Here is a 23,385-nt window from a genome sequence, read left to right as displayed (position 1 = left end):
AGGGGAAAAACACATTTTCTTGTCCGACTGCTCGTATTTAATGCTATCGGACTGAAAACTGTGCATTTCCCCTGCCAAAAAGCCGTTAACGACCGGCGTGTTGCAGGATAAAACTGTCCGGCTGTTTCTGTAACCACAGGATCCGGCATGCCATACCGATGGCGGCGGCGGTTAATCCGATGATAAAACCGATCCAGAACCCGGCAGGGCCCATCGCCGGTACCACCAGATCTGTCAGTCCGAGAATATAACCGGACGGCAGGCCGAGGATCCAGTAAGCCGTAAAGGTGACATAGAAGATGGCGCGCGTGTCTTTATAACCGCGCAGCACACCGGCACCGATTACCTGAACGGAATCCGACAACTGATAAATACCGGCAAACAGCATCAGGCCGGAGGCCATAATCACTACTTCCGGATTGTCGTTATACAGCAGCGCGATAGGCTCACGGAACAGCACGGTAAAGAGCGCTGTCACCGCCGCGATCATCAGCCCGACACCCAGCCCGGTATAGGCGGATACACGCGCTTTCTCCGTGGAACTTTTTCCGAGGTTAAAGCCGATACGGATAGTGGTGGCGATCCCCAGTGAAATCGGGAACATAAACATCAGAGAGCTGAAGTTCAGGGCAATCTGGTGTCCGGCCACCGCCGTGACACCTAATGGCGCAACCAGCAGGGCAACAATGGCAAACAGCGTGACCTCAAAGAACAGTGCCAGGGCAATCGGCAGGCCGAGCTGCGTGATCCGCTTCATTACCGCCCAGTCCGGCGGGGTAAAACGGGTCTTCGGCTGCACATCGCGCTGTGAACGGGCATGTTTCACATACCAGCGCATAAACAGGAACATTGCCCAGAACACGGAAGCTGTCGCGACACCGCACCCGACACCGCCGAGAGCAGGCGCGCCGAATTTTCCGTAAATAAAAATATAGTTGACCGGGATATTCACCAGCAGGCCGAGAAAACCAATCACCATCCCCGGTTTGGTTTTCGACAGTCCTTCACACTGGCTGCGCAGCACCTGATAAAACAGGTAACCCGGCGCACCCCACATAATAGCGTGAGTGAACCCGACGGCTTTTTCAGCCAGAACCGGGTCAATATGCGGCATATTTTCAATAATGTAGCGGCTGTTATAGAGCACCGCGATAACCAGGACGGATAAAAATGCCGCCAGCCACATACCCTGACGGATCTGATTGGCAATCACCGGACGGCGACCGGAGCCGTTGAGCTGCGCGACCACCGGGGTCAGCGCCATCAGCAGGCCATGGCCGAACAGGATAGCGGGCAGCCAGATGGAGGTACCGACAGCCACGGCGGACATATCTGTCGCACTGACTCTGCCGGCCATCACAGTGTCAACCACGCCCATCGCTGTCTGTGTAAACTGCGCGATAATAACGGGAATACCAAGAGCCAGCAAAGTACGCGCTTCTTTCAAATACTTCTGCACGTAATACACCTTATTTATTCTGATAAAAGGAGGAGGAAAGACTTTCCGGGATTCGTAACATATTTACCGGATCAGGCGGAAAAATCATTCTAGCGATTAATCAAATACAAGCCAATACAATTAAATGTGCGGGATGTAACGGGAAGGGCTGTTTAATTCTCTGTTTCAGGATAAACTGCATAAATCTATCCGAATACTGACTGGAGATCCGCATGTTTACCGGGATTGTACAAGGCAAAGGCCCCGTCGTCGCCATCGAAGAAAAAGAAAATTTTCGTACTCACACTGTGAAATTCCCGCCTGATATGCTGGCCGGGATAGAAACGGGCGCATCAGTGGCACATAACGGCTGCTGTCTGACAGTCACAAAAATAGACGGGGATTTAATCAGTTTTGATCTGGTTAAGGAAACCTTAAGACTGACCAATCTCGGCAGCATTAAAACCGGTGATGTGGTCAATCTGGAAAGAGCCGCTAAATATGGCGATGAAATCGGCGGGCATATTATGTCCGGCCATATTGTCACCACGGCGGAAATTGCCAAGATTTTTGTTTCTGAAAATAATTATCAGATCTGGCTGCGTATCGAAGATAAAGCCCTGATGAAATATATCCTGCATAAAGGCTTTGTCGGTATTGATGGTATCAGCCTGACTATCGGGGATGTGGTTAATAACCGTTTCTGTGTGCATCTGATTCCGGAAACCCGTGAGCGCACCACGCTGGGTAAAAAACGGCTGGGCGATAAAGTGAATATTGAGCTGGATCCGCAGACGCAGGCGATTGTTGATACCACAGAGCGGGTGCTGGCGCAGAAAATGCAGCAGTTGCAGGAAAGCCTGACGCCGCCGGTGCCGACGGAAAAACCGCAGGTCTGATATTATTCAGATAAAAAAATCCGGTACTGATTTTTGTCAGACCGGATTTTTTATTGCGGATAGTTTATTGCAGATATGCTATTCAGCGCGGAACGCGTAATCCGCCCTCACAACCCTGCGGGCTCCATAATATCTGCCACAGCTGGATATCACGGGCACGGAATGCACCGGCACAGGCGTTGAGATAATAGGTGAACATCCGCTTAAAGCGCGGTGTGTAATTATTTTCCAGTGACGGCCAGGCTGCCTGAAAACGGGAATGCCACGCCATCAGTGTCCGGTCATAATCAGCCCCGAAATTATGCCAGTCTTCCATTACTAATTTATTTTCACTGCTGTCACCGATATTCTGCACAGACGGTAGACAGCCGTTCGGGAAAATATATTTTCCGATCCAGGCATCCACATTCACTTTATTGCGGTTTGAACCGATGGTGTGAAGTAAAAATAAGCCGTCCGGTTTCAGATTGCGTTTGACTACATCAAAATAGGTGGCGTAATTTTTCGGCCCGACGTGCTCAAACATCCCGACAGACACAATCCGGTCATACTGTTCATGTAAATCGCGGTAATCTTCCAGGATAATATTTACGTCAAGATCAGCACAACGCGCCTGAGCATATTTCTGCTGCTCAGCGGAAATGGTCACACCGGTCACGGACACACCGAAGTGCTTTGCGGCATACGCTGCCAGCCCGCCCCAGCCGCAGCCGATATCCAGCAGTTGCATACCCGGTTTCAGCTGTAACTTTTCACAGATGAGATGCAGTTTCTGCTCCTGTGCCTTCGCCAGATTGGCAGGGTCATCGCTGAGACCTTTCCAGTAGCCGCAGGAATACTGCATATACGGGTCGAGCATCAGCTCAAACAGGTCATTACCCAGATCATAATGTTCTTCGCCGACAATCCGCGCCCGTTTTTTGGTTTGCAGATTACGCAGACGAGCCATGGCGATTTTTATAATATCGTTGATATTCTGCGGCAGTTTATTTTCCAGCCCTGCGCGTAACACCCGCTGAAAGAAAATATCTAACCGCTCGCAGTCCCACCAGCCATCCATATAGCTTTCACCCAGTCCCATTGAGCCCTGCTGTAAGACCCGTTTAAAGAACTGCTGGTTATGCACCTGAATATCGAAAGGGCGGGAACCATTAATCTCAATGCCGGCTTCGTCTAAAAGATCGGAGGCAATCCGCTGCCAGGAGTCGGCAGGCGTTTTTTGATTTTCGACACAATCAGAACTCATATTATCTCCAATTTTTATCAAAGCGGGATTCTGAGTGCTTTATTTATGACGTTTTGCGCGGGAACAACAGAACCGGTGTAATTGGCCGTCATCGGGTGACAGTCTGCGTATTAACGTGATCGTTAAAACAAAAACAAAGCTCAAAATCCGGATTTAAAACGAATTGTCAGAAAAGTATAGGAGCCTGAAATTAAAATTCAATGACAAAAAAGGCCGTACATGAGTACGGCCTGTAATTAGGAATATTCTTAATAGGAGATGCAATCTATTGATTTTGTTCCGCAATAGTCACGGAGGTGCGCGAAGGGCGGCGCTGGATAATATAACCGCCGATGGTCAGTATCACTGTTGCCGCCATCACTGCTGTGGTGGAGAGCAGTGGCTCATGCATCAGAGCAGAGACCAGGAAACTGATCGCGGAGCATAAACCGAGCTGAATGGCATTCTGTAATGCCGCTGCTTTACCGCTGTGTTCCGGATAAACCGCCAGGGCGTTTGATACCGCAATCGGGTAAGACGCGCCGTTCATGGCGGCCATAAAGCAGAACGGGATCAGGATCGCCACCAGTGACGGAGTACTGAATTTTGCCATCGCATACAGACCCACCATACTGACGGCGTAACCGGCCAGCAGGAACGGCAGCAGTGTTTTGCCGTTAATCCGCGACAGCAGGGCACGGCAGCCGTAGCCCCCGACCATAAAGGCGATAGTCTGCGGAATGTAGCTCAGACCGATATCATTCGGGTTATAACCCATATCGCGCAAAATAAACGGCGAACCGGTCAGCCAGGCGAAGAAACCGGCGCTGCACGCGGCGTAAATCAGTACGTTACCGCTGTAAACCGGAGATTTCAGCAAACGGAAGAAGGAGATTTTCTGTTTTTCCGTTTTGACCGCATCCGGCGCGATATGATGCTTTTCTTTCAGCATCAGGGTCGGGATCAGCACCAGCAGGGTGATACCGCCGAGCACGAGGAAAATTTCATGCCAGCCGCCGTGGTTGAGCAGCCATGCGCCCAGTAACGGTGCCAGAGCCGGAGAGAGTGCCACCAGCGGCATAATTGCGGCAAAAACACGCTGCGCACGGTGATCATCATAACGGTCGATAACCAGCGCCTGCCAGGTGACAGCGGCAGAGCAGACACTGACGGCCTGCACAAAACGCAGTAATAATAATTGTGCCGGGGTGGAAACCCAGACCATGGCCAGACAGCTCAGGGCAAACAGGCTCAGGCCCATCAGCAGAACCGGCTTGCGGCCGATTTTATCGGAGAGCGGTCCCCATAACAGCTGGCCGATGGCAAAGCCGACCAGGAAGATACTCAGACTGGCGCTGATAGCGCTGGCGGTGGAGTTCAGAGAGTCCTGCATCATACCGAATGCAGGCAGATACATATCAATCGCGAGATAACCCAGCATGCTGAGTCCGGCGAGATAAAAGAGAAAGCCGCGGGAAGGCGATTTATTGACAGTCACAGAGAAATACCTGAATGTTAAATAAGTGTAATGCGTGAGTTAGTATTTTAACTATTCGAGTTTTCCCTTGTAAAACGTTATTATTTGCACACTGCTGTGAAATTTTTTGAAAGGAAGGATTATGTGGTCAGAATATACGCTGGATGTGGTGGATGCTGTGGCGCGGACAGGCAGTTTCAGTGCGGCGGCAGAGGAACTGCACCGGGTGCCTTCTGCCATCAGCTACAGTGTCCGCCAGCTGGAAGAGTGGCTGGCGGTTCCGCTGTTTGAACGGCGTCACCGCGATGTTGAACTGACACCTGCCGGGGCGTTGTTTGTCAAAGAAGCGCGTGATGTCATCAAAAAAATGAAATCCACACGTCACCAGTGCCAGATGATTGCCAACGGCTGGCGCGGACAATTCAGCATCGCCGTTGACTGTATCGTAAAACCGGAACGGATAACGCGACTTCTGCTGGATTTTTATCATCATTTCCCGGATATCGAGTTGTATATTTATCCGGAAGTGTTTAACGGGGTGTGGGATGCGCTGGTGGACAGACGGGTGGATGTGGCAATCGGTGCGACACGCGCATCCCCTATCGGCGAGCGCTATAATTTCCGCGATATGGGCTTTATGCCGTGGCGTGCGGTGGTCAGTCCGGATCATCCGCTGGCCTCTGCCGGTCATGTCCTGACCAATGAGGAGATGATGCCGTACCCGAGTTTGTGTCTGGAAGATACCTCACGTTCTCTGCCGAAACGCGATACGTGGGCACTGGATAATCAGCGCCGCCTGGTGGTGCCGGACTGGGATCGCGGGATTGCCTGTGTGGAATCGGGATTGTGTGTGGCAATGATGCCGGCACACCGCGCCGATCCGCTGATTAAAGAGGGGCGGCTGGCAGCGCTGAAGATAGAGCAGCCGTTACCGGACAGCCCGTGCTGTATTACCTGGGTGGATAAAGACACCTCTCCGGCACTGAGCTGGCTGCTCGATTATCTCGGGGACAGCAACACGCTCAATGCCGAATGGCTGCGCTGATCCTCAGCGGCGGTAATCGATAAACGGACCATCCGCCACGGAGCGGCGTTCGACCAGGCGCGGATGCACCTCAATGGTCTGCGCATCTTCGCGTTTGTTGACGATGCGGTCGAGCAGCATCGTCAGTGCCATCTGTCCCAGCCGCTCTTTCGGCTGGTGGATGGTGGTCAGGGCAGGGGTAAAGTAACGGGCGTTACGGATATTGTCATACCCGATCACAGAAATATCCTGCGGCACGCGCAGACCCATTTCATCAGCCGCGCAAATCGCGCCCATCGCCATAGCATCACCGCCGCAGAATACCGCGGTCGGGCGCTGTTTACCGGATAAAATCTGTGTCATGGCCTGATAACCGGAATCCGGTTCAAAATCGCCCTGGACAATCCATTCATCGCGTACTGTAATTCCGGCTTCTTTCATTGCTTTGCGGAATCCTTCCAGACGGTTGCCGCCGGTGTTCCGCTCAAGCGGCCCCGGAATAACCGCGATATCGCGGTGACCGCGTTCAATCAGGTAACGGCCGGCGAGATAACCGCCGTGCAGAGCGTTATCAATAATCGCATCGGTGAAATCCCCGCGCGCTTTGCCCCAGTCCATCACCACCATCGGGATATTGCGGTAGCCTTCCAGCATGGCAATCAGCTGATCCGGGTACTCTGAACACATCACCAGCAGACCATCGACACGTTTCTGTGCCAGCATCGCCAGGTAGGCTTTCTGTTTGTCAGGATTATTGTGAGAGTTACACAGCACCAGGGTATACCCTTTGCTGTAGCAGCTGTTTTCCACCGCCTCAATCACTTCCGCAAAATACGGCGCTTCACTGGAGGTGGCCAGCAGCCCGATGGACTTTGTGTTATTGACTTTCAGACTGCGCGCCACGGCGCTCGGTGAATAGTGCAGTTCTTTGATAGCAGCCCAGACAGCCGCCTTCGTTTCTTCCGCAACGAAACGGGTATTATTAATGACATGGGAGACGGTTGTGGTCGAAACGCCCGAGCGCTTAGCCACATCTTTAATCGTTGCCATGATGAAAATAACTCCTGACCTGCCGGTCTGTATTTTATTATTCGGTTAATCGATTGCTATTATAGTGCCATTATGCGGTAACAATAGAAAAATTTCTGTAAAAACAGGTATTGTTGTCTGATCCGGGTCAAAAGTAAAAAATATTACCTGTGCTATGGTTATTGATATGGTCAGCTATTCGGGTTTTCCGGTCAGACCATCCGTTTTAATTATTTTGATGATTCAGGATGTCAGGTAGTCATCATTGGTCACTAAGCAGCTATTTTGGAGATAAGAATGGATACAGATCTGAAATATGGTTTGTCAACCGCGGTTGCAGCACTGGTTATGATCGTATTATTTGCAACAATGCTTTTCTGATTCACCTCATCAATACAAAAGGGCGGAAAATTCCGCCCTTTTTTGATCAACTGTATTGCGTTTCCGGATGATGTGTTTCCGGATTACGCCAGGTTTTCTTCCGCAAATTTCCAGTTCACTAATGCCCAGAAGTTTTCCAGGTATTTAGGACGGGCATTACGGTAGTCGATATAATAAGCGTGTTCCCAGACATCAACGGTTAAGATTGGTTTGTCGTTACCGCTGACAGGGGTTGCCGCGTTAGAGGTATTGACGATAGCCAGGCTGCCGTCTGCTTTTTTCACCAGCCATGTCCAGCCGGAACCGAAGTTTTTCACTGCGGAATCGGTAAACTGCTGTTTGAATTCGGCAAATGAACCGAACGCTTTGTTAATCGCGTCAGCAATTTTACCGGTTGGTTCGCCACCGGCATTTGGTGCCAGGCAGTGCCAGTAGAACGTATGGTTCCAGACCTGAGCAGCGTTATTGAAGATACCGGCATCAGAGGTTTTGATAATCTCTTCCAGTGACTTACCTTCAAATGCGGTGCCTTTGATCAGGTTATTCAGATTAACCACATAGGTGTTGTGGTGTTTGCCGTAGTGGTATTCCAGTGTTTCTTCAGAAATATAGGGCGCTAATGCATTTTTTGCATAAGGCAGTGCAGGTAATTCAAACGACATTGCATTCTCCTTGTTAAGGTTAAATCAGTAACCTCGTTACAGACGGGTTACTGTTATTATTCTGCGAATTATCTTAACAAGTTTTGTCATAAAAAACAGCGTGAAATACCGGAGGGATGTTATTCACATGGTGAAAGACAAAATCGCCCACAGAATGATATCCGTGATAATAAAGGCGATAAGCAGGGTGTACAGCTTATGGCGGCAGATCCAGTTATAATAGCGTTTCATTCTGTCTTCCCCGTATGACTGCGGAATCTTAAATATAACGGGTTTACCGGCTGAAATCCGCGTAAATTTAACAATTTTACAGAAAGCGTGACAGCGGCCGCCGTTTGTCAACCGGCCGCAGACCCTTTACAATCCCCGCTATGACAAAAGTACAAAAATGATCACGATGCTGGCAGATTATATTTCCCGCGCGATACAAAACCATACTGATTGCGATGTTATTTGTGACCATTATCAGAAAGATGAACTCTCTGAAGTGATCCGGCGGGTCCGCAAATGGCAGTTCCGCGATGGTATTGAGCTGATGTGCAGTGAAGAGATAGAAACTGCCGTACAGACCGGTGACGAACAGTGTCCGGAGCAGTGGATTGTCTGGACGGTCACGGGGGATAACGCGAAAACGGTTTCTCCGCAGCACAAAGAATTTTTCAGTCTGTGCCAGCAGGGTTACTGGCTGAAAATGCAGCTGGCCTGACGTGCCGGATACAATCCTGAAAATTACCGGTATAATTACCTGCAATATTAAACTGATTCAGAAAAGACAATGACAAAACTCACATTACAAGAGCAGATGCTGAAAGCCGGACTGGTGACCAGCAAAAAAATGGATAAAGTCCGCAGAACAGCAAAAAAATCGCGCGTTCAGGCCCGTGAAGCCAGGGAAGCGGTGGAAGAGAATAAAAAAGCGCAGCTTGAGCGCGATAAGCAGCTGAGTGAGCAGCAAAAACAGGCTGTTTTATCCAGGGAATATAAAGCTCAGGTGAAGCAGCTGATTGAAATGAACCGGATTATTATTTCAAAAGGCAGTATTGATTTTAATTTCACCGACAATAACGTAATTAAAAGCATTACGGTGGATAAAACCACACAGTCTCAGCTGATCAGCGGCCGTCTGGCGATTGCCCGGTTAAGCACGGAAAACAGCAGTGTCAGTGAATATGCCATTATCCCGGCTATTGTTGCGGATAAAATCACACAGCGTGATGCGGAAAGCATTGTATTAAATAATGCACTGGCGCAGGACGAAGCGGATGAAGACGACCCGTATGCTGATTTTAAAATCCCGGATGATTTGATGTGGTGATCCGCATCTGCCTGCTTTCCCTGTTCAGAACGGGCAGGGGCTGCGGGCAGTTACCGGTTCGCCGCTGACCGGATGCACAAAATCCAGCTCCCCGGCGTGCAGCATCAGCCGCGGAATATTTTCTGTGCCCGGCAATAATTTCCCGCCATAGAGATCACACCCCAGAATCGGACGGCCCAGATACTGACAATGAATGCGGAGCTGATGCGTGCGGCCGGTTTCCGGTGTCAGTGTCACCCGGGTTACCGGCAGAGAGAACCCGTCCTCAGTTTCATAATAAAAACGCTCAGTCACCTGATAATGTGAGCGGGCCGGTTTCCCCCGGACAGCACATATCGTCATGCGCGGAAACAGCGCCGGATCTTTGGTAATCGCCGCATCAATTATTCCTTCATTCTCATTCAGATGCCCGCACAACAGGGCACTGTAACCTTTCTGCACAGTCCGTTCACTGAACTGACGGCAAAGCGCGGCATTGATGGTTTTGTTACGGGCCACCACCAGCAGCCCGGAGGTGCCGAAATCCAGCCGGTGTACCAGTGTGCAGCCGGGAAACAGCTGTACCAGCCGGTAATGCACGGAATCCAGATTCTGTGGATTCTTTCCCGACAGACTGAGAAGGCCGGCAGGTTTGTTAATCAGCAGCAGGTGTTCGTCCTGATACAGAATATCGATCTGTTCCGGGCACGGCGGGGCGATAAAGGTATCGGTAATGTCAGACATCGGGTTATCCGGGTAAAAAGCGGAAGGGAATAATAACCAATTTTCAGTACAGTGGCGAATCATGTTGTCCGGTTATCCTATTGCGTAATTCTGCGGAATGATCAACGCTTATTATTAGTATTAATACGCAGAGGTTGTGTTATGCGCAGATTTACACAGGTATGTAACGTAGTGCTGTTAATGACCGGACTTTTAGTCGCTCCGGCAGCGTCTTATGCGGATCGGGGACACGATAAAGGACATAGTCACCGGCATGAGCATCATCATGGGCATTATAAGCACAGAGATAATCAGGATGATCAGGGAGAGCGCTATTACCGTCAGTACAGAAAGGATCTGAGTTACGCACAGGCACGCTGGCTGGCGTCAGAAAGCGGATTACCGGGATATCACGCGCTGCCGCCGGGAATTGCGAAAAACCTTGCCAGAGGAAAACCGCTTCCGCCGGGCATTGCCAAACGGTCAGTGCCCGTACATATGCGTGACCGCCTGCCGCATTATCCGGGCTATGAGTGGAAAATTGCCGGTGATGATTTAGTGCTTATTGCACTGAGCACCGCGGTGGTAACCTACATTATTAATGATGTTTTTGAGTAGCAATATAACGCCCCGCAAACCACGGGGCGTATTCCGGCTCATGCCGGACGGGTAAAGGCCAGCAGGGCGCCGACCAGCATAAATAATGATCCGAACACTTTATTCATGGCGCGGGTCTGTGCCGGACTTTTGATAAATACCGCGATTTGCCGTGCCAGTACGGCATACCCTGTCATTACAATAATATCAGCGGCAACGGTGGTGACGCCCAGAATCAGATACTGCATCAGCTGGGGCTGGTGTGGCATAATAAACTGCGGAAACAGCGCCGCGAGAAAAACAATACTTTTGGGGTTCGAGATATTCACCAGTACGCCATTCTGATACAGCTTTTTGCGTGACAGCGTTGCTGTCTGTGTGCTCAGCTCAATGGTTCCCGCAGCCCGCCACTGGCGGATCCCCAGCCAGATAAGATAGGCCGCGCCGGCCCATTTCAGTATTTCAAAAGCAAGAACCGATTGTGACAACAATGTCCCCAGCCCGACACCGACCAGTATAATCAACATCACCAGGCCGGTCTGCAACCCGGCAATGGCCGCAATCGCGCCCCGGTAGCCGTGATTGACGGACGTCGTCATGCTGTTAATGGCACCTGCGCCGGGAGACAGACTGACAATAACGGATGTCATCAGATAGGCAAACCACCACTCAAAGGTCATTTTCAGCTCATCAGATTGTTAACAGAATACAATGTGCGGATTATGGCATTACTACGTAAGATAAAAAATGACGGAGGTCTTGTTTACCAGAGGAAAATACCGTAACTAACAGATGTAATGACCGATGTTTGCTGCGGTGTTTTCAGCTGAAAATACACCGGATTGATCTGTCTGATCGATTTTAACAGTATGTTAAAACCAATATCGCTTTGCGGTGAAAAGTGGTATTCTGCGGGTAAGTTAACACCGGTACTAACCGATCTGAAGTGAAGGACGTTTTACATGACGACGACTATTGAAAAAATCGAACGCCAGATTAAAGAAAACCCGATTCTGCTGTATATGAAGGGCTCTCCGAAGCTGCCGAGCTGCGGTTTTTCCGCGCAGGCTGTGCAGGCGCTGGCTGCCTGTGAAGAGCGTTTTGCTTATGTGGATATTCTGCAGAATCCGGATATCCGTGCTGAATTACCAAAATACGCTAACTGGCCGACGTTCCCGCAACTGTGGGTTGACGGTGAGCTGGTCGGCGGCTGTGACATCATTATGGAAATGTTCCAGCGCGGTGAATTACAGCCACTGATTAAAGAAACCGCAGCAAAATACCGGACTGAAAACGAAGAATAATCCCGTCCGTACAGTTAAAAAAGCCCCGCAGTGTCATCGCTGCGGGGCTTTTGCTTTTCTGATGGCGGTGAAATGAAAGTTGTTAATGTGATTATTTTTTAGAGTGGGGGCGTTAATTACACAGAAAGGAAAAAAAATGCAGCCAACATCAGCAGGGCAAAATGTTATTTTAACCGGGTATATTTCATACAGCGGACCGGGTGCTGCGCTCGGTACACTGACTGAAGACACGGCAGCAAGAGTCCCCGGGCTGGCTGAGCGATTCAGTGGTATTTGCAACAGCATGGCAGATTTTTTTATGTCAGCAAAAGGGAAAGTGAATAACTCACTGCATCAGTTAGGTGACCGGATAAAAAATATCTCTTTTCGTTGCGAAAAACCGGAAATACAAGCGGAAACGCCGCACCCGCCTGTGCAGATTCCGTCTTTTTCTCAGATTTTACTTGAGTCGGCTAAAGAATGTCTGCCAAAGCATCTGGATATACTGGCAGGTATACTTGAGAATAACGAACCTCTGCAACCGGACATGCTGGTGAGTATCTCAGGTGGTCCGCTGAGGGGGGTTATTACCCAGCTCAGTTCTATAAACGGGAAAATATATGAGCCGGGTTCTGAAGGTATCCGTGAAGAATCGGGAAATCTGCTGAGAAAGGAAGTGGTACAGGAGGAGTTCTCTCAGCTTGGCAGTATCGCTGATTTGGGCAAAGCAAAAGAGTATCTTGCCAGACCGGGATTTGAAGCGATATTCCGTGAAAGCGTTGGTCAGGTGATATCCGAAATCCGCGGGAAAATTCTGCCGGAACTGATGAAACTTTAATTAGCGGATATATTGCCTGTATTAATGACAATACAGCGAAAAACGCCACCATAACGGTGGCGCTTTCTCACTGATTACTTTCTGCCGCCGGCGGCCAGCCGCCCAGTTTCTTCCAGCGGTTGACAATGTCACAAAAGAGCAGGGAGGTACGGTCGGTATCATAAGCCGCGCCGTGGGCCTGTTTGCTGTCAAACGGGATCCCTGCGGTGATACAGGCTTTTGCCAGAATGGTCTGGCCCAGTGACAGTCCGCTTAATGCGGCTGTATCAAAAGTGGCAAACGGGTGAAACGGATTGCGCTTCAGCCCGCAGCGTTCTGCAGCTGCCATCACAAAGCTGTGATCAAAATTTGCATTGTGCGCCACGATAATTGCCCGCTTGCAATCCGCATCTTTCATGCCTTTGCGCACCATTTTGAAAATGGCATGCAGCGCTTCATATTCTGTTACCGCATTACGCTCAGGGTCGGCCGGATTAATACCGGTAAATGCCAGAGCAGCGGGGTCAAGGTTGGCACCCTCAAAAGGCTGCACATTAAATTCAAGCCGCTGATCCGGCATCAGCCAGCCGTTGTTATCCATTTTGACGGTAATGGCGGCAATTTCCAGCATTCCGTCCGTTCTGGCATTAAAACCGCCGGTTTCAACATCAATAACGACAGGATAATAGCCGCGGAAACGTGCGCTCAGAGCATTGTGATTTTGATTTTCAGACATGGGACTCTTAATTAAACAAACAAAACGCCCTATTCTAGCGCGGCTTGCCGGAGGGAGAAAGGGCTGAGCCGGAAAAGAAGGATCGTTCTGATCCTTCTTACGGAATCACTCAGTTACCGAGAGCAGCCCCGGCACTTTTATTTTCAATTAATTCAATCTTATAGCCGTCCGGATCTTCCACAAAAGCGATAATGGTGGTACCGCCTTTAACCGGACCGGCTTCACGGGTCACATTCCCGCCCGCTTTGCGGATAGCGTCACAGGTCGCCGCGACATCATCCACACCGAGTGCGATATGGCCGAATGCCGTTCCCATCTCATAGGAATCTGTGCCCCAGTTATACGTCAGTTCGATAACAGAGCCTTCACTTTCGTCACTGTAACCCACGAAAGCCAGAGAATATTTATATTCCGGGTTTTCACTGGTGCGCAGTAAACGCATGCCGAGAACCTTGGTGTAAAAATCGACAGAACGTTGCATATCACCCACGCGGAGCATGGTATGGAGTACACGCATAAAGTAACCTCTCAGAGTGCTTTCAGTTATTTATCAGTAATGGCTCACACTATAACGTGATAATTGACTACAATTCAAATTATCAGGATGCTGATGGTTACAGGATAACCATTACCTGTCCGGCAGGGCATCAGACAAAAGGACATCAGCCGATGGCAGAACAACTTCACTTTTTTGATATCCCTTCACCTTGTGTGGGGATATGTCAGCTGAATGAAAAAGGCTACTGCCGGGGATGCTACCGGAGCCGCGATGAGCGTTTTCAGTGGCAGTCACTGAGTAACGCACAAAAAGAAAATGTGATTCGGCTGTGCCGTCAGCGTCGTTACAGAACCGCAAAAGGGGACACACCGCCGGAAGCACCATCCGGACAGCTGGATTTATTTTAAACAAATAATTATAAATCTATATATTAGGCATGAATTAATATATAAGTGTTATTTAGCATAAAGGATTTATGTTGCAGGTAAATAATATTTTTAAGTTCATCTGTATTTATAATCAAGAATGAAATTATATATATTAAATATAAAATTTCAGCATTATTCATCTTGGTGGGAATGTTTAATTAACCCACTGTTTAATATTGAAAATATCATATTCCAATTATTTTTTGTTAAAAATAAAATGGTGGTTATGTAAAAAAATATAGATCCGTTCAGTGATGATCGCTATTCTTAATGTGAAACAAGTTCATCGGCTTAATCAATTAAATTTGTATAAAAAGCTAATTATTTCGTGCCTATTAAATTGACTATGACATAAGCATGAACTGTTTTTGTCACACAGCAATATTGCGTCCGCTGTTAATAAATACCGCAGCGCCGCGCTTCTTTTTTTCGGGTGATTGAAAGACATGATGGCGTGTATATGCGTCCGTACCGTATTCACATAAGGAGAAATTTGTGGAGTTAACATTGGGATCAGACTTAGCAAGGTTAGTGCGGATTTGGCGATCACTGATTGACCACCGGCTCAAACCACTGAAACTCACACAGACACACTGGATTACACTCTACAATATCAGCCTGCTGCCGCCGGATCAGTCTCAGATTCAGCTGGCAAAAGCGATTGGTATTGAACAGCCGTCGCTGGTCCGCACGCTGGATCAGCTGGAAGAAAAGCGGTTAATCACACGGCATATCTGTATTAATGACCGCAGAGCGAAACGGATTAAACTGACGGAGGAATCCGAACCCTTTATCCGTGAGGTGGACGCGGTAATTGAAAAAACACGGTGTGAAATTCTGGGCGGGATCACGCAGGATGAATTATATACGCTGGCGGAGATTGTCAGAAAACTGGACAACAATATCGTGCAGTTGCACAACCGTAACTGACGACAGGTAATAAAAAAGGCGAAACGGTTGTTTCGCCTTTTGCCGGTAAACCGTGAAAATTAACGCGGAGATACGGTATAGGTTGAACCGGATTTCGCGATACGGACACGCTGACCGACGGAGAACGGGGTTTTACCTTGTTTCTGTACAACAACAATGATTTCGCCGTTATCCTGTTTCAGTTCCAGCTCAACACCGGAGGTGTTGTTCATTGCTGCCTGAACGTTCTGGCCTGCAACACCACCGGCAATTGCACCTGCTGCGGTAGCCAGGGTCTGACCTGTGCCGCCGCCGACAGTGCTGCCTAAAATACCACCCAGAATTGCACCACCGGCCGCACCGAGGATATTTTCGTCACTGCCGCCCTGGATAGTTACCGGGCGGGCGCTCATCACTGTACCATAGGTAACGGTCTGAACACGTTTCGCCTGGTCTGCACTATAAGTGTCACCACTCAGTGTGTCCATATTCACACAACCGGAAAGGGCCACGACGGCAAATACACCGACGAGAAAACGCTTATACATACTTAACTCCTGATTATTGTATTCACAGATTCAGATGTGTTCATTATCTGTAGTGTAATATCTTATCTATTATCGCAGAATAATTTAGCATTAAAAACGTTTTATTTTCATCTTCATTAGGAACAGCTTAAAGCGAAACGTTCCGGCGGCAAGGTAAATCCTCTTAGTTTCACAAATGTGAAGCGTGCATCAGAATGAGGATTAAGTGGGGTCACGGTACGAAAAGGGGTGAATCTGCGGAGCGCCCTGATTATAGTAGTCACACGGAATATGAATACTATATTTTTATCAGACGGTTATTGATTAAAAGGAACAGGTTATGCGTTCGGGACGTTATATCGGCGTGATGTCAGGAACCAGCCTTGACGGGGTGGATGTTGTTCTGGCTGCGATTAATGATTCAGTGGTGGCGCAGCAGGCGGCGTATTCACATCCGTTTCCGCACGCGCTGAAAAAGCGCATACTGGCGGTATGTCAGGGACAGCAGACGACGCTGTCAGAAATCGGCCGTCTGGATTATGAACTGGGCACACTGTTTGCTGACGCTGTCGGCGGGCTGCTGGCACAAACCCGGCTGAACCCGCAGGATATTGCCGGTATCGGCTGTCACGGACAGACCGTCTGGCATGAGCCGGACAGCGAAACACCGTTTACCATTCAGCTCGGGGATAACAACCGGGTTGCCGCGCTGACCAATATCATGACTGTCGGGGATTTCCGCCGCCGTGATATGGCTTACGGCGGGCAGGGCGCGCCGCTGGTGCCCGCCTTTCATCAGGCGGTGCTCGGCGTGGCGGATGAAAAACGAATTATCCTGAATATTGGCGGGATCGCCAATATCACCACACTGATCCCGGGGGCGGAGGTCAGAGGGTATGACACCGGACCGGGCAATATGCTGATGGACAGCTGGACATGGCGGCACCGTGCAGAGCCGTATGATAAAGACGGTGAATGGGCGAAAAGCGGGCACGTTAATCAGGACTTACTGGCACAGATGCTGAGTGATCCCTATTTCCGCCGTCCGGCACCGAAAAGTACCGGGCGTGAATATTTCAATATGCAGTGGCTGACCACACAACTGGACAATTTCCCCGGCCTGAAACCGGAGGATGTGCAGGCAACCCTGCTGGCGCTGACCACTGTCAGTATCAGTGAGCAGGTTACGCTGTGCGGCGGCTGTGAGCGCCTGCTGGTATGCGGCGGTGGTGCGCGCAATCCGCAGATTATGGCGCAGTTATCCGCACAGTTGCCGGGTACTGAAGTGAGCCCGACTGATAAATACGGTCTGAGCGGCGATGATATGGAAGCGCTGGCATTTGCCTGGCTGGCGGCGCGGACACTGGCCGGTGAACCCGGCAATCTGCCGTCTGTCACCGGCGCAGACCGGGAAACCGTATTGGGCGCGGTCTATCCTGTTATCCGCCGGCAGCCGTAACAAAAGACAACACAGTTTCAGTTATTAAAAAGATAAGAGGATAAAAGGCATGTCAGATGAGTTTACTGACGTTGCGGATCTGCGACGTGAATACACCAGAGGGGGCTTGCGCCGCCGTGATCTCAGCGACGACCCGCTGGAAATGTTCGAACGCTGGCTTAAACAGGCGTGTGAGGCAAAACTGACCGACCCGACGGCCATGTGTGTGGCGACCGTGGATGAAACCGGCCAGCCGTATCAGCGCATTGTGCTGCTCAAGCACTTTGATAAAGACGGGCTGATTTTTTATACCAATATGGGCAGCCGCAAGGCGCAGCATCTGGCTAAAAATCCGAAAATCAGTGTGCATTTCCCGTGGTACAGCCTGGACAGACAAGTCTGCTTCCTCGGTGAGGTGGAGCGTTTATCCACACTGGAAGTGGTGAAATATTTCCACAGCCGTCCGAAAGACAGCCAGATTGCCGCATGGGCATCTCAGCAATCCTCGCGGATTTCCGCACGCGGTATTCTGGAAGGCAAGTTTCTTGAGCTGAAACAAAAATTTAAGCAGGGTGATGTTCCGCTGCCGAGCTTCTGGGGTGGTTTCCGGATTAAATTCAGTTCTGTTGAGTTCTGGCAGGGCGGTGAACACCGTCTGCATGACCGCTTCCTGTACACCCGTACCGCAGACGGCTGGGATATTGACCGCCTCGCGCCGTAACCGGCCGTTGTCAGAATTTCTTCAGTAAAATCATTTTAATTGCTGGCACTTCACGGAGTGCCGCTTTATGCTATAGCCTTCATATTTCCAATCCACAATTTTTGCATAGACAAAACAGAACTGACGGAGTCATTGATGTCTGGTACGAACCTGATAAAACAACTGCAAGAGCGGGGCCTCATTGCCCAGGTTACGGATGAAAAAGCGTTAGCAGAGAGACTGGCGCAGGGCCCGATCTCCCTCTATTGCGGTTTCGATCCGACCGCTGACAGCTTGCATTTGGGCCACCTGGTTCCGTTGCTGTGCTTAAAGCGTTTCCAGTTAGCCGGGCACCGTCCGGTGGCACTGGTCGGTGGGGCCACGGGGCTGATTGGCGACCCGAGCTTTAAAGCAACGGAGCGCAAACTGAATACACAGGATACGGTTCACGGCTGGGTGGATAAAATCCGTCAGCAGGTTTCTCCGTTCCTTGATTTTGACTGCGGCGCGAACAGTGCTATCGCGGCAAACAACTATGACTGGTTCGGCTCGATGGATGTGCTGACTTTCCTGCGTGATATCGGTAAACACTTCTCTGTGAACCAGATGATCAACAAGGAAGCGGTTAAGCAGCGTCTGAACCGTGATGATGTCGGTATTTCATTCACTGAGTTCTCCTACAACCTGTTACAGGGTTATGACTTTGCCCGTCTGAATAAAGATCACGGCGTTGAGCTGCAGATCGGCGGTTCTGACCAGTGGGGTAACATCACCTCCGGTATCGATTTAACCCGTCGTCTGAACCAGCAGCAGGCCTGGGGCCTGACCGTTCCGCTGATAACCAAATCTGACGGTACCAAATTCGGTAAAACCGAAGGCGGCGCGGTATGGCTGGATCCGAAGAAAACCAGTCCGTACAAATTCTACCAGTTCTGGATCAACACTGCGGATGCGGACGTCTATCGTTTCCTTAAATTCTTCACCTTTATGAGCCTCGAAGACATCGATGCACTGGAAGCGGAAGACAAAGCCAGCGGCAAAGCACCGCGTGCCCAGTACGTTCTGGCAGAGCAGGTGACAAAACTGGTTCACGGCGAAGCGGGACTGACGGCTGCCCGTCGTATCACTGACAGCCTGTTCAACGGAGATGTATCAAGCCTGACTGAAGATGACTTCGCGCAGCTGGCGCAGGATGGTATGCCGCATATCGAACTGGACAGCGATGCGGATTTACAGCAGGCGCTGGTGGTTGCGGAACTGGTTCCGTCACGCGGCCAGGCTCGTACCATGATCGGCTCCAATGCGGTGTCTCTCAACGGCGAAAAACAGTCTGATGCGGAATACCGCTTCACTGACAGCGACAAGCTGTTCGGGCGTTACACACTGCTGCGCCGGGGCAAAAAGCATTACTGTCTGATCTGCTGGAAATAATAGTTTACGGTAAACCAGGGCAACGAAAGTTGCCCTTTTTGATCTGTCAGCAGGATCTTTTCTGTTTCACAGAATATGATATGCACAGTAATAATAAAAAATCAGGTTGTATCAATGAAAAATATTCTCTCTATCCAGTCCCATGTTGTGTATGGTCACGCCGGTAACAGTGCGGCTGAATTCCCGATGCGCCGCATGGGCGTTAATGTCTGGCCGCTGAATACCGTCCAGTTTTCTAATCACACACAGTATGCACAAGGCTGGACCGGCTGCGTGATGAGCGCAGAGCACATCACGGAGATTGTGGACGGCATTGATAAAATCGATCAACTGACCCGCTGTGATGCGGTACTCAGCGGCTACCTTGGCTCGGCAGAGCAGGGCAAGCGTATCCTGGATGTGGTGAAAAAAGTCAAAACCCGCAATCCGCAGGCATGGTATTTCTGTGACCCGGTCATGGGACATCCGGAAAAAGGCTGTATCGTCGCACCGGGAGTGGCGGATTTCCTGTGTCAGGAAGCGCTGGCAGTCAGCGATATGATCGCGCCGAACTTGCTGGAGCTGGAAACCCTGAGCGGACAAACCATTCACAATGTGGGCGAAGCCGTTGCCGCTGCCCGTGAACTGTGCAAAAAAGGGCCGCGTCTGGTGCTGGTCAAACATCTGTCCCGCGCCGGTTACCGTGCTGACCGCTTCGAAATGATTCTGGTCACTGCTGATCACGCCTGGCATGTCAGCCGTCCGCTGGTGGACTTCGGCGAACGTCAGCCGGTAGGTGTGGGCGATTTAACCAGTGGTCTGATGCTGGTGAATCTGCTGAAAGGTGAAGAACTGCCGAAAGCACTGGAACACGTAGCTGCTGCTGTGTATGAAGTGATGCTGAAAACCAAAACCATGAATGAGTACGAACTGCAACTGGTTGCGGCTCAGGATGAAATGGTGCTTCCGACACACAAATTCTGTGCTGAACAGATCGACTGAACCAGTCTGAACACCGCATCAGCATAAAAAAACGCCGGATTTGAATTGTCCGGCGTTTTTGTTTCTGCGTATCAGAAAGATTAAATCAGACCTTCCGCTTCCATCGCATCCTGCACATGCGGACGATGGGCAATTTTCGCCAGATACGCCTGTAAATGCGGATACGGCTCAAGTGAAATCTTCAGATGCGGAGCCCAGCCGCAGACAGTAAACAGATAAGCATCCGCTACGGTAAAACTGTTGCCGGTGATATACGGGCTTTTCGCCAGCACGCCGTCCACATAGGCAAACTTATTCATCAGATTACGCAGTGCAATTGGCCGGTAATCTTCCGGAGTTTCCGGAGAGAACAGCGGACCGTAGCTTTTATGCACTTCGCTGGCAATATAGTTAAGCCATTCAATCTGATGATAACGTTCCATCGTTCCCGCCGGGGCAATAAGCTTGCGATCCGGCTTCTGATCAGCAAGATACTGCACAATCGCCACACCTTCGGTCAGCAGCTGACTGTCACTGATACTCAGTGCGGGGACTTGTCCTTTCGGATTAATTTTCAGGTAATCATCACCGTTTTCGGTTTTTTTTGCTTTCAGGTCGACACGGACCAGGGAAAAATCCAGGCCGGTTTCACGCAAAATAATATGGGGTGACAGTGCACAACTTCCCGGGGTATAGAACAATTGCATGGTATGCTCCTCAGTTAAAACAAAAGAACGGACATGGCAGTAGTGATGAAGTATAGACCGGTATTCGCGGGCGGGATGTATTCAGAATGCGAATTATTTGTCGGTTAACGCTATCTTTCCATATAATCGCCACAGATTCAATTTATGGGAAGACTTTGTAATTCATTGTTACAAAACAATAAAAGGTAAAGCACACATGAATAAAATCCGTATCGGGATCGCCGGGCTGGGCGGGATAGCACAAAAAGCGTATTTGCCGGTTCTGACCAGAACGGATAACTGGGTGCTGTCCGGCGGGTTTTCGCCGAATCAGGAAAAGGCGCGTCAGGTCTGTGATGCGTACCGTTTCCCTCTGTTTCCGTCACTCTGTGCGCTGGCAGAACAGTGTGATGCCGTGTTTGTTCACAGCAGTACAGAGAGCCATTTTCAGGTGGTCAGCGAATTACTGAATGCAGGATGCCATGTGTATGTTGATAAACCGCTGGCAGCATCGTATGAACAATCAGAGGCACTCGTCAGCCTGGCGGAGAAAAAACAGCGGGCACTGATGGTCGGATTCAACCGGCGCTTTTCACCGTTTTATCTGCAGCTCAGAGAACAGATTGCCGGAAAAGCGGCATCGATCCGTATGGATAAACACCGCAGCAACAGCGTCGGCCCGCATGATGTGGCTTTTACTGTAACCGATGATTATCTGCATATCGCGGATACCCTGCTCTGGCTGGGACGGGATGGTAATGCGGCACTGAAAAGCGGCCATATGCAGGTGAATGAGGAAAATCAGCTGCTGTATGCGGAACACCATTTACAGACAGATAACGGCACCTGGCTGACAGCCTCTATGCACCGCTGTGCGGCGAGTCAGCGGGAGCAGGTCAGTGTGACCGGACGTGACGGCTGTTATCAGTTGACGGATATGAATCACTGGCGCAGTGAAACTGCCGCCGGGATACAGGAACAGCATCCGAAAGCGTGGGATCCGGTACTGGTTCAGCGCGGGTTTGACGGTGCGGTGCGGCATTTTATCGAATCTGTTGCCAATCAGACACAACCGCTGGTCAGCGGCGAAGAGGCGCTTTATGCACAGCGGCTGACGGAGAAACTGTTAGCGGAAAAGATGTGATTTTAAAGACAAATAACATCAATGCCGCATAACGTCAGCGGATAACAGGCAAAGGAACGAAAAGCATGCGAGCCATGGATGGCGAGCCTGAGCGTACAGGGAGTGTATTCACAGCGACTTTTCGTTTTGCCTGCTATCCGCTGTGACACTGAACGTGCAGAAAACACAGCCTCTGCAATGCAGAGGCCGGTTGCTTTATTTCAGTTCCAGCTCATTCATTGCCGCGATACTGAAACCGCCGTCAACGTGCAGGATTTCACCGGTAATACCGCCGGCCAGATCAGAGCAGAGGAACGCTGCCGCGTTACCCACATCTTCTGTGGTGACTGTACGGCGCAGCGGAGTGACTGCTTCACAGTGCGACAGCATTTTGCGGAAATCTTTAATACCGGATGCCGCCAGTGTACGGATAGGACCGGCAGAAACCGCATTAACACGGATGGTTTCTTTCCCCATCGCGTTCGCCATATAACGGACGTTCGCTTCGAGAGAGGCTTTAGCAAGACCCATGGTGTTGTAGTTCGGGATAGCGCGCTCCGCGCCCAGGTAAGAGAGTGTCAGCAGGGCGGAATTCGGGTTCAGCATACTGCGGCAGGCTTTTGCCATCGCCACAAAACTGTACGCGCTGATATCGTGGGCGATACGGAAGCCTTCACGGTTTACCGCATCCACATAGTCGCCGTCCAGCTGGTCAGCAGGGGCAAAGCCGATGGAGTGAACAAAACCGTCAAATTTCGGCCAGACTTTGGCTAACTCTGTAAACAGGTTTTCAATACTTTCATCTTCCGCCACATCGCAAGGCAGAACGATGGAGGAGCCCAGAGACTGAGCGAACTCTTCAACACGGGGTTTCAGCTTGTCATTCTGGTAGGTGAATGCAAGTTCCGCCCCCTGGTCACGCATTGCTTTGGCAATACCGTAAGCAATCGATAATTTGCTTGCAACCCCTGTGATCAGGATGCGTTTACCGGTCATAAAACCCATAGCAGTTTCCTTGTGTTTTCTCTGTCACCTTCTGCGCCGCAACCCGGCAGGTGACGCGTTTAGTAAAAATCCGGCTGATGTTAACAGGTTACCG

The 23,385-nt window shown here is 50.3% G+C and carries 27 protein-coding genes; 15 read left to right on the top strand and 12 right to left on the bottom strand.

Going from position 1 to position 23,385, the window contains the following annotated elements:
- Positions 1-85: 85 nt before the first annotated feature.
- Positions 86-1,459 carry an MATE family efflux transporter gene (locus ACSBQN_RS07215; protein ID WP_354633300.1) on the bottom strand — a complete coding sequence of 458 codons (1,374 nt, stop codon included), beginning with the start codon at positions 1,457-1,459 and terminating at the stop codon, positions 86-88.
- Positions 1,460-1,671: 212 nt separating this feature from the next.
- On the opposite strand from ACSBQN_RS07215, the gene ACSBQN_RS07210 reads away from it, so the two are divergent.
- On the top strand, positions 1,672-2,337 hold the full coding sequence (locus ACSBQN_RS07210; RefSeq protein WP_036408130.1) for a riboflavin synthase: 666 nt from the start codon (positions 1,672-1,674) through the stop codon (positions 2,335-2,337).
- 82 nt (positions 2,338-2,419) lie between these two features.
- Here the strand turns inward: ACSBQN_RS07210 and cfa are convergent, their stop codons facing one another.
- On the bottom strand, positions 2,420-3,583 hold the full coding sequence (gene cfa / locus ACSBQN_RS07205) for a cyclopropane fatty acyl phospholipid synthase (RefSeq protein ID WP_004239097.1): 1,164 nt from the start codon (positions 3,581-3,583) through the stop codon (positions 2,420-2,422).
- Positions 3,584-3,848: 265 nt separating this feature from the next.
- Entirely contained in the window at positions 3,849-5,060 is a 1,212-nt protein-coding gene (gene punC / locus ACSBQN_RS07200; protein ID WP_036408129.1) for a purine nucleoside transporter PunC, read from the bottom strand.
- Between the two features lie 121 nt (positions 5,061-5,181).
- On the opposite strand from punC, the gene punR reads away from it, so the two are divergent.
- Positions 5,182-6,084, top strand: a complete 903-nt coding sequence (gene punR, locus ACSBQN_RS07195) for a DNA-binding transcriptional activator PunR (protein WP_354633301.1) — start codon at positions 5,182-5,184, stop codon at positions 6,082-6,084.
- A 3-nt stretch (positions 6,085-6,087) separates the two neighbouring features.
- On the opposite strand, the gene purR is transcribed toward punR, so the two are convergent.
- Positions 6,088-7,113, bottom strand: a complete 1,026-nt coding sequence (purR, locus tag ACSBQN_RS07190) for an HTH-type transcriptional repressor PurR (RefSeq protein ID WP_004235455.1) — start codon at positions 7,111-7,113, stop codon at positions 6,088-6,090.
- A 276-nt stretch (positions 7,114-7,389) separates the two neighbouring features.
- Between purR and ACSBQN_RS07185 the strand changes: the two genes are divergently transcribed.
- On the top strand, positions 7,390-7,473 hold the full coding sequence (locus tag ACSBQN_RS07185) for a YnhF family membrane protein (RefSeq protein ID WP_108695365.1): 84 nt from the start codon (positions 7,390-7,392) through the stop codon (positions 7,471-7,473).
- An 83-nt stretch (positions 7,474-7,556) separates the two neighbouring features.
- Here the strand turns inward: ACSBQN_RS07185 and sodB are convergent, their stop codons facing one another.
- On the bottom strand, positions 7,557-8,135 hold the full coding sequence (sodB, locus tag ACSBQN_RS07180) for a superoxide dismutase [Fe] (RefSeq protein ID WP_004239101.1): 579 nt from the start codon (positions 8,133-8,135) through the stop codon (positions 7,557-7,559).
- Between the two features lie 397 nt (positions 8,136-8,532).
- Between sodB and ACSBQN_RS07175 the strand changes: the two genes are divergently transcribed.
- Both ACSBQN_RS07175 and ACSBQN_RS07170 read left to right on the top strand, forming a co-directional pair.
- Complete coding sequence (locus ACSBQN_RS07175; RefSeq protein WP_172973060.1) at positions 8,533-8,841, top strand: hypothetical protein; 309 nt, start codon at positions 8,533-8,535, stop codon at positions 8,839-8,841.
- Between the two features lie 69 nt (positions 8,842-8,910).
- A complete protein-coding gene (locus ACSBQN_RS07170; protein WP_024473237.1) occupies positions 8,911-9,450 on the top strand; it encodes a DUF2058 domain-containing protein in 540 nt (179 codons plus the stop codon).
- A gap of 24 nt (positions 9,451-9,474) precedes the next feature.
- Here ACSBQN_RS07170 and ACSBQN_RS07165 read toward each other — a convergent pair whose 3' ends face one another.
- Positions 9,475-10,173, bottom strand: a complete 699-nt coding sequence (locus tag ACSBQN_RS07165; RefSeq protein WP_024473236.1) for an RluA family pseudouridine synthase — start codon at positions 10,171-10,173, stop codon at positions 9,475-9,477.
- A 141-nt stretch (positions 10,174-10,314) separates the two neighbouring features.
- On the opposite strand from ACSBQN_RS07165, the gene ACSBQN_RS07160 reads away from it, so the two are divergent.
- Positions 10,315-10,770, top strand: a complete 456-nt coding sequence (locus ACSBQN_RS07160; RefSeq protein WP_024473235.1) for an anti-virulence regulator CigR family protein — start codon at positions 10,315-10,317, stop codon at positions 10,768-10,770.
- A gap of 38 nt (positions 10,771-10,808) precedes the next feature.
- On the opposite strand, the gene rhtB is transcribed toward ACSBQN_RS07160, so the two are convergent.
- The gene (gene rhtB / locus ACSBQN_RS07155) at positions 10,809-11,429 is read right to left on the bottom strand and encodes a homoserine/homoserine lactone efflux protein (protein ID WP_024473234.1); all 621 of its coding nucleotides are present in this window, start codon (positions 11,427-11,429) and stop codon (positions 10,809-10,811) included.
- A 282-nt stretch (positions 11,430-11,711) separates the two neighbouring features.
- On the opposite strand from rhtB, the gene ACSBQN_RS07150 reads away from it, so the two are divergent.
- Positions 11,712-12,053: a Grx4 family monothiol glutaredoxin gene (locus ACSBQN_RS07150; protein ID WP_004235478.1), complete on the top strand. Its 342-nt coding sequence runs from the start codon at positions 11,712-11,714 to the stop codon at positions 12,051-12,053.
- Positions 12,054-12,189: 136 nt separating this feature from the next.
- Entirely contained in the window at positions 12,190-12,870 is a 681-nt protein-coding gene (locus ACSBQN_RS07145; protein WP_201893221.1) for a hypothetical protein, read from the top strand.
- 67 nt (positions 12,871-12,937) lie between these two features.
- Here ACSBQN_RS07145 and rnt read toward each other — a convergent pair whose 3' ends face one another.
- Both rnt and gloA read right to left on the bottom strand, forming a co-directional pair.
- Entirely contained in the window at positions 12,938-13,585 is a 648-nt protein-coding gene (gene rnt / locus ACSBQN_RS07140) for a ribonuclease T (protein ID WP_024473232.1), read from the bottom strand.
- Between the two features lie 109 nt (positions 13,586-13,694).
- Positions 13,695-14,102, bottom strand: a complete 408-nt coding sequence (gene gloA, locus ACSBQN_RS07135) for a lactoylglutathione lyase (protein ID WP_004235481.1) — start codon at positions 14,100-14,102, stop codon at positions 13,695-13,697.
- 152 nt (positions 14,103-14,254) lie between these two features.
- Between gloA and ACSBQN_RS07130 the strand changes: the two genes are divergently transcribed.
- The gene (locus ACSBQN_RS07130; RefSeq protein WP_036408126.1) at positions 14,255-14,491 is read left to right on the top strand and encodes a DUF1289 domain-containing protein; all 237 of its coding nucleotides are present in this window, start codon (positions 14,255-14,257) and stop codon (positions 14,489-14,491) included.
- 516 nt (positions 14,492-15,007) lie between these two features.
- Positions 15,008-15,442, top strand: a complete 435-nt coding sequence (gene slyA, locus ACSBQN_RS07125; RefSeq protein WP_024473230.1) for a transcriptional regulator SlyA — start codon at positions 15,008-15,010, stop codon at positions 15,440-15,442.
- 59 nt (positions 15,443-15,501) lie between these two features.
- Here the strand turns inward: slyA and ACSBQN_RS07120 are convergent, their stop codons facing one another.
- Entirely contained in the window at positions 15,502-15,969 is a 468-nt protein-coding gene (locus ACSBQN_RS07120) for a glycine zipper 2TM domain-containing protein (protein WP_004235484.1), read from the bottom strand.
- Between the two features lie 319 nt (positions 15,970-16,288).
- On the opposite strand from ACSBQN_RS07120, the gene anmK reads away from it, so the two are divergent.
- The 4 genes from anmK to pdxY all read left to right on the top strand — a co-directional run bounded on the left by anmK (position 16,289) and on the right by pdxY (position 20,498).
- A complete protein-coding gene (gene anmK / locus ACSBQN_RS07115; protein ID WP_024473229.1) occupies positions 16,289-17,407 on the top strand; it encodes an anhydro-N-acetylmuramic acid kinase in 1,119 nt (372 codons plus the stop codon).
- A gap of 49 nt (positions 17,408-17,456) precedes the next feature.
- Complete coding sequence (pdxH, locus tag ACSBQN_RS07110) at positions 17,457-18,107, top strand: pyridoxamine 5'-phosphate oxidase (protein WP_036408124.1); 651 nt, start codon at positions 17,457-17,459, stop codon at positions 18,105-18,107.
- 135 nt (positions 18,108-18,242) lie between these two features.
- The gene (tyrS, locus tag ACSBQN_RS07105) at positions 18,243-19,517 is read left to right on the top strand and encodes a tyrosine--tRNA ligase (RefSeq protein ID WP_004235488.1); all 1,275 of its coding nucleotides are present in this window, start codon (positions 18,243-18,245) and stop codon (positions 19,515-19,517) included.
- Between the two features lie 114 nt (positions 19,518-19,631).
- The gene (gene pdxY, locus ACSBQN_RS07100) at positions 19,632-20,498 is read left to right on the top strand and encodes a pyridoxal kinase PdxY (protein ID WP_024473227.1); all 867 of its coding nucleotides are present in this window, start codon (positions 19,632-19,634) and stop codon (positions 20,496-20,498) included.
- Positions 20,499-20,578: 80 nt separating this feature from the next.
- Here pdxY and gstA read toward each other — a convergent pair whose 3' ends face one another.
- On the bottom strand, positions 20,579-21,184 hold the full coding sequence (gene gstA / locus ACSBQN_RS07095) for a glutathione transferase GstA (protein ID WP_024473226.1): 606 nt from the start codon (positions 21,182-21,184) through the stop codon (positions 20,579-20,581).
- A gap of 196 nt (positions 21,185-21,380) precedes the next feature.
- Here gstA and ACSBQN_RS07090 point away from each other — a divergent pair, with 196 nt between their 5' ends.
- The gene (locus ACSBQN_RS07090) at positions 21,381-22,307 is read left to right on the top strand and encodes a Gfo/Idh/MocA family protein (RefSeq protein ID WP_354633302.1); all 927 of its coding nucleotides are present in this window, start codon (positions 21,381-21,383) and stop codon (positions 22,305-22,307) included.
- A 195-nt stretch (positions 22,308-22,502) separates the two neighbouring features.
- On the opposite strand, the gene fabI is transcribed toward ACSBQN_RS07090, so the two are convergent.
- Positions 22,503-23,291 (bottom strand): enoyl-ACP reductase FabI, encoded by a 789-nt coding sequence (gene fabI / locus ACSBQN_RS07085; protein ID WP_004239119.1) that lies wholly within the window; start codon positions 23,289-23,291, stop codon positions 22,503-22,505.
- Between the last annotated feature and the right edge of the window lie 94 nt (positions 23,292-23,385).

This window comes from Morganella sp. B601, from assembly GCF_051172335.1.
GTDB classification, from domain to species: domain Bacteria; phylum Pseudomonadota; class Gammaproteobacteria; order Enterobacterales; family Enterobacteriaceae; genus Morganella; species Morganella morganii.
This window is presented reverse-complemented; position numbering and strand designations above follow the sequence as displayed.

Coding starts and splice junctions, on each gene's coding strand:
- fabI (WP_004239119.1), bottom strand. CDS start 23,291: ATGGGTTTTATGACCGGTAAACGCATCCTGATCACAGGGGTTGCAAGC.
- pdxH (WP_036408124.1), top strand. CDS start 17,457: ATGTCAGATGAGTTTACTGACGTTGCGGATCTGCGACGTGAATACACC.
- ACSBQN_RS07090 (WP_354633302.1), top strand. CDS start 21,381: ATGAATAAAATCCGTATCGGGATCGCCGGGCTGGGCGGGATAGCACAA.
- punR (WP_354633301.1), top strand. CDS start 5,182: ATGTGGTCAGAATATACGCTGGATGTGGTGGATGCTGTGGCGCGGACA.
- ACSBQN_RS07145 (WP_201893221.1), top strand. CDS start 12,190: ATGCAGCCAACATCAGCAGGGCAAAATGTTATTTTAACCGGGTATATT.
- gloA (WP_004235481.1), bottom strand. CDS start 14,102: ATGCGTGTACTCCATACCATGCTCCGCGTGGGTGATATGCAACGTTCT.
- ACSBQN_RS07185 (WP_108695365.1), top strand. CDS start 7,390: ATGGATACAGATCTGAAATATGGTTTGTCAACCGCGGTTGCAGCACTG.
- sodB (WP_004239101.1), bottom strand. CDS start 8,135: ATGTCGTTTGAATTACCTGCACTGCCTTATGCAAAAAATGCATTAGCG.
- cfa (WP_004239097.1), bottom strand. CDS start 3,583: ATGAGTTCTGATTGTGTCGAAAATCAAAAAACGCCTGCCGACTCCTGG.
- gstA (WP_024473226.1), bottom strand. CDS start 21,184: ATGCAATTGTTCTATACCCCGGGAAGTTGTGCACTGTCACCCCATATT.
- anmK (WP_024473229.1), top strand. CDS start 16,289: ATGCGTTCGGGACGTTATATCGGCGTGATGTCAGGAACCAGCCTTGAC.
- rnt (WP_024473232.1), bottom strand. CDS start 13,585: ATGTCTGAAAATCAAAATCACAATGCTCTGAGCGCACGTTTCCGCGGC.
- ACSBQN_RS07165 (WP_024473236.1), bottom strand. CDS start 10,173: ATGTCTGACATTACCGATACCTTTATCGCCCCGCCGTGCCCGGAACAG.
- pdxY (WP_024473227.1), top strand. CDS start 19,632: ATGAAAAATATTCTCTCTATCCAGTCCCATGTTGTGTATGGTCACGCC.
- rhtB (WP_024473234.1), bottom strand. CDS start 11,429: ATGACCTTTGAGTGGTGGTTTGCCTATCTGATGACATCCGTTATTGTC.
- purR (WP_004235455.1), bottom strand. CDS start 7,113: ATGGCAACGATTAAAGATGTGGCTAAGCGCTCGGGCGTTTCGACCACA.
- ACSBQN_RS07120 (WP_004235484.1), bottom strand. CDS start 15,969: ATGTATAAGCGTTTTCTCGTCGGTGTATTTGCCGTCGTGGCCCTTTCC.
- ACSBQN_RS07130 (WP_036408126.1), top strand. CDS start 14,255: ATGGCAGAACAACTTCACTTTTTTGATATCCCTTCACCTTGTGTGGGG.
- tyrS (WP_004235488.1), top strand. CDS start 18,243: ATGTCTGGTACGAACCTGATAAAACAACTGCAAGAGCGGGGCCTCATT.
- ACSBQN_RS07150 (WP_004235478.1), top strand. CDS start 11,712: ATGACGACGACTATTGAAAAAATCGAACGCCAGATTAAAGAAAACCCG.
- ACSBQN_RS07175 (WP_172973060.1), top strand. CDS start 8,533: ATGCTGGCAGATTATATTTCCCGCGCGATACAAAACCATACTGATTGC.
- ACSBQN_RS07160 (WP_024473235.1), top strand. CDS start 10,315: ATGCGCAGATTTACACAGGTATGTAACGTAGTGCTGTTAATGACCGGA.
- ACSBQN_RS07170 (WP_024473237.1), top strand. CDS start 8,911: ATGACAAAACTCACATTACAAGAGCAGATGCTGAAAGCCGGACTGGTG.
- ACSBQN_RS07210 (WP_036408130.1), top strand. CDS start 1,672: ATGTTTACCGGGATTGTACAAGGCAAAGGCCCCGTCGTCGCCATCGAA.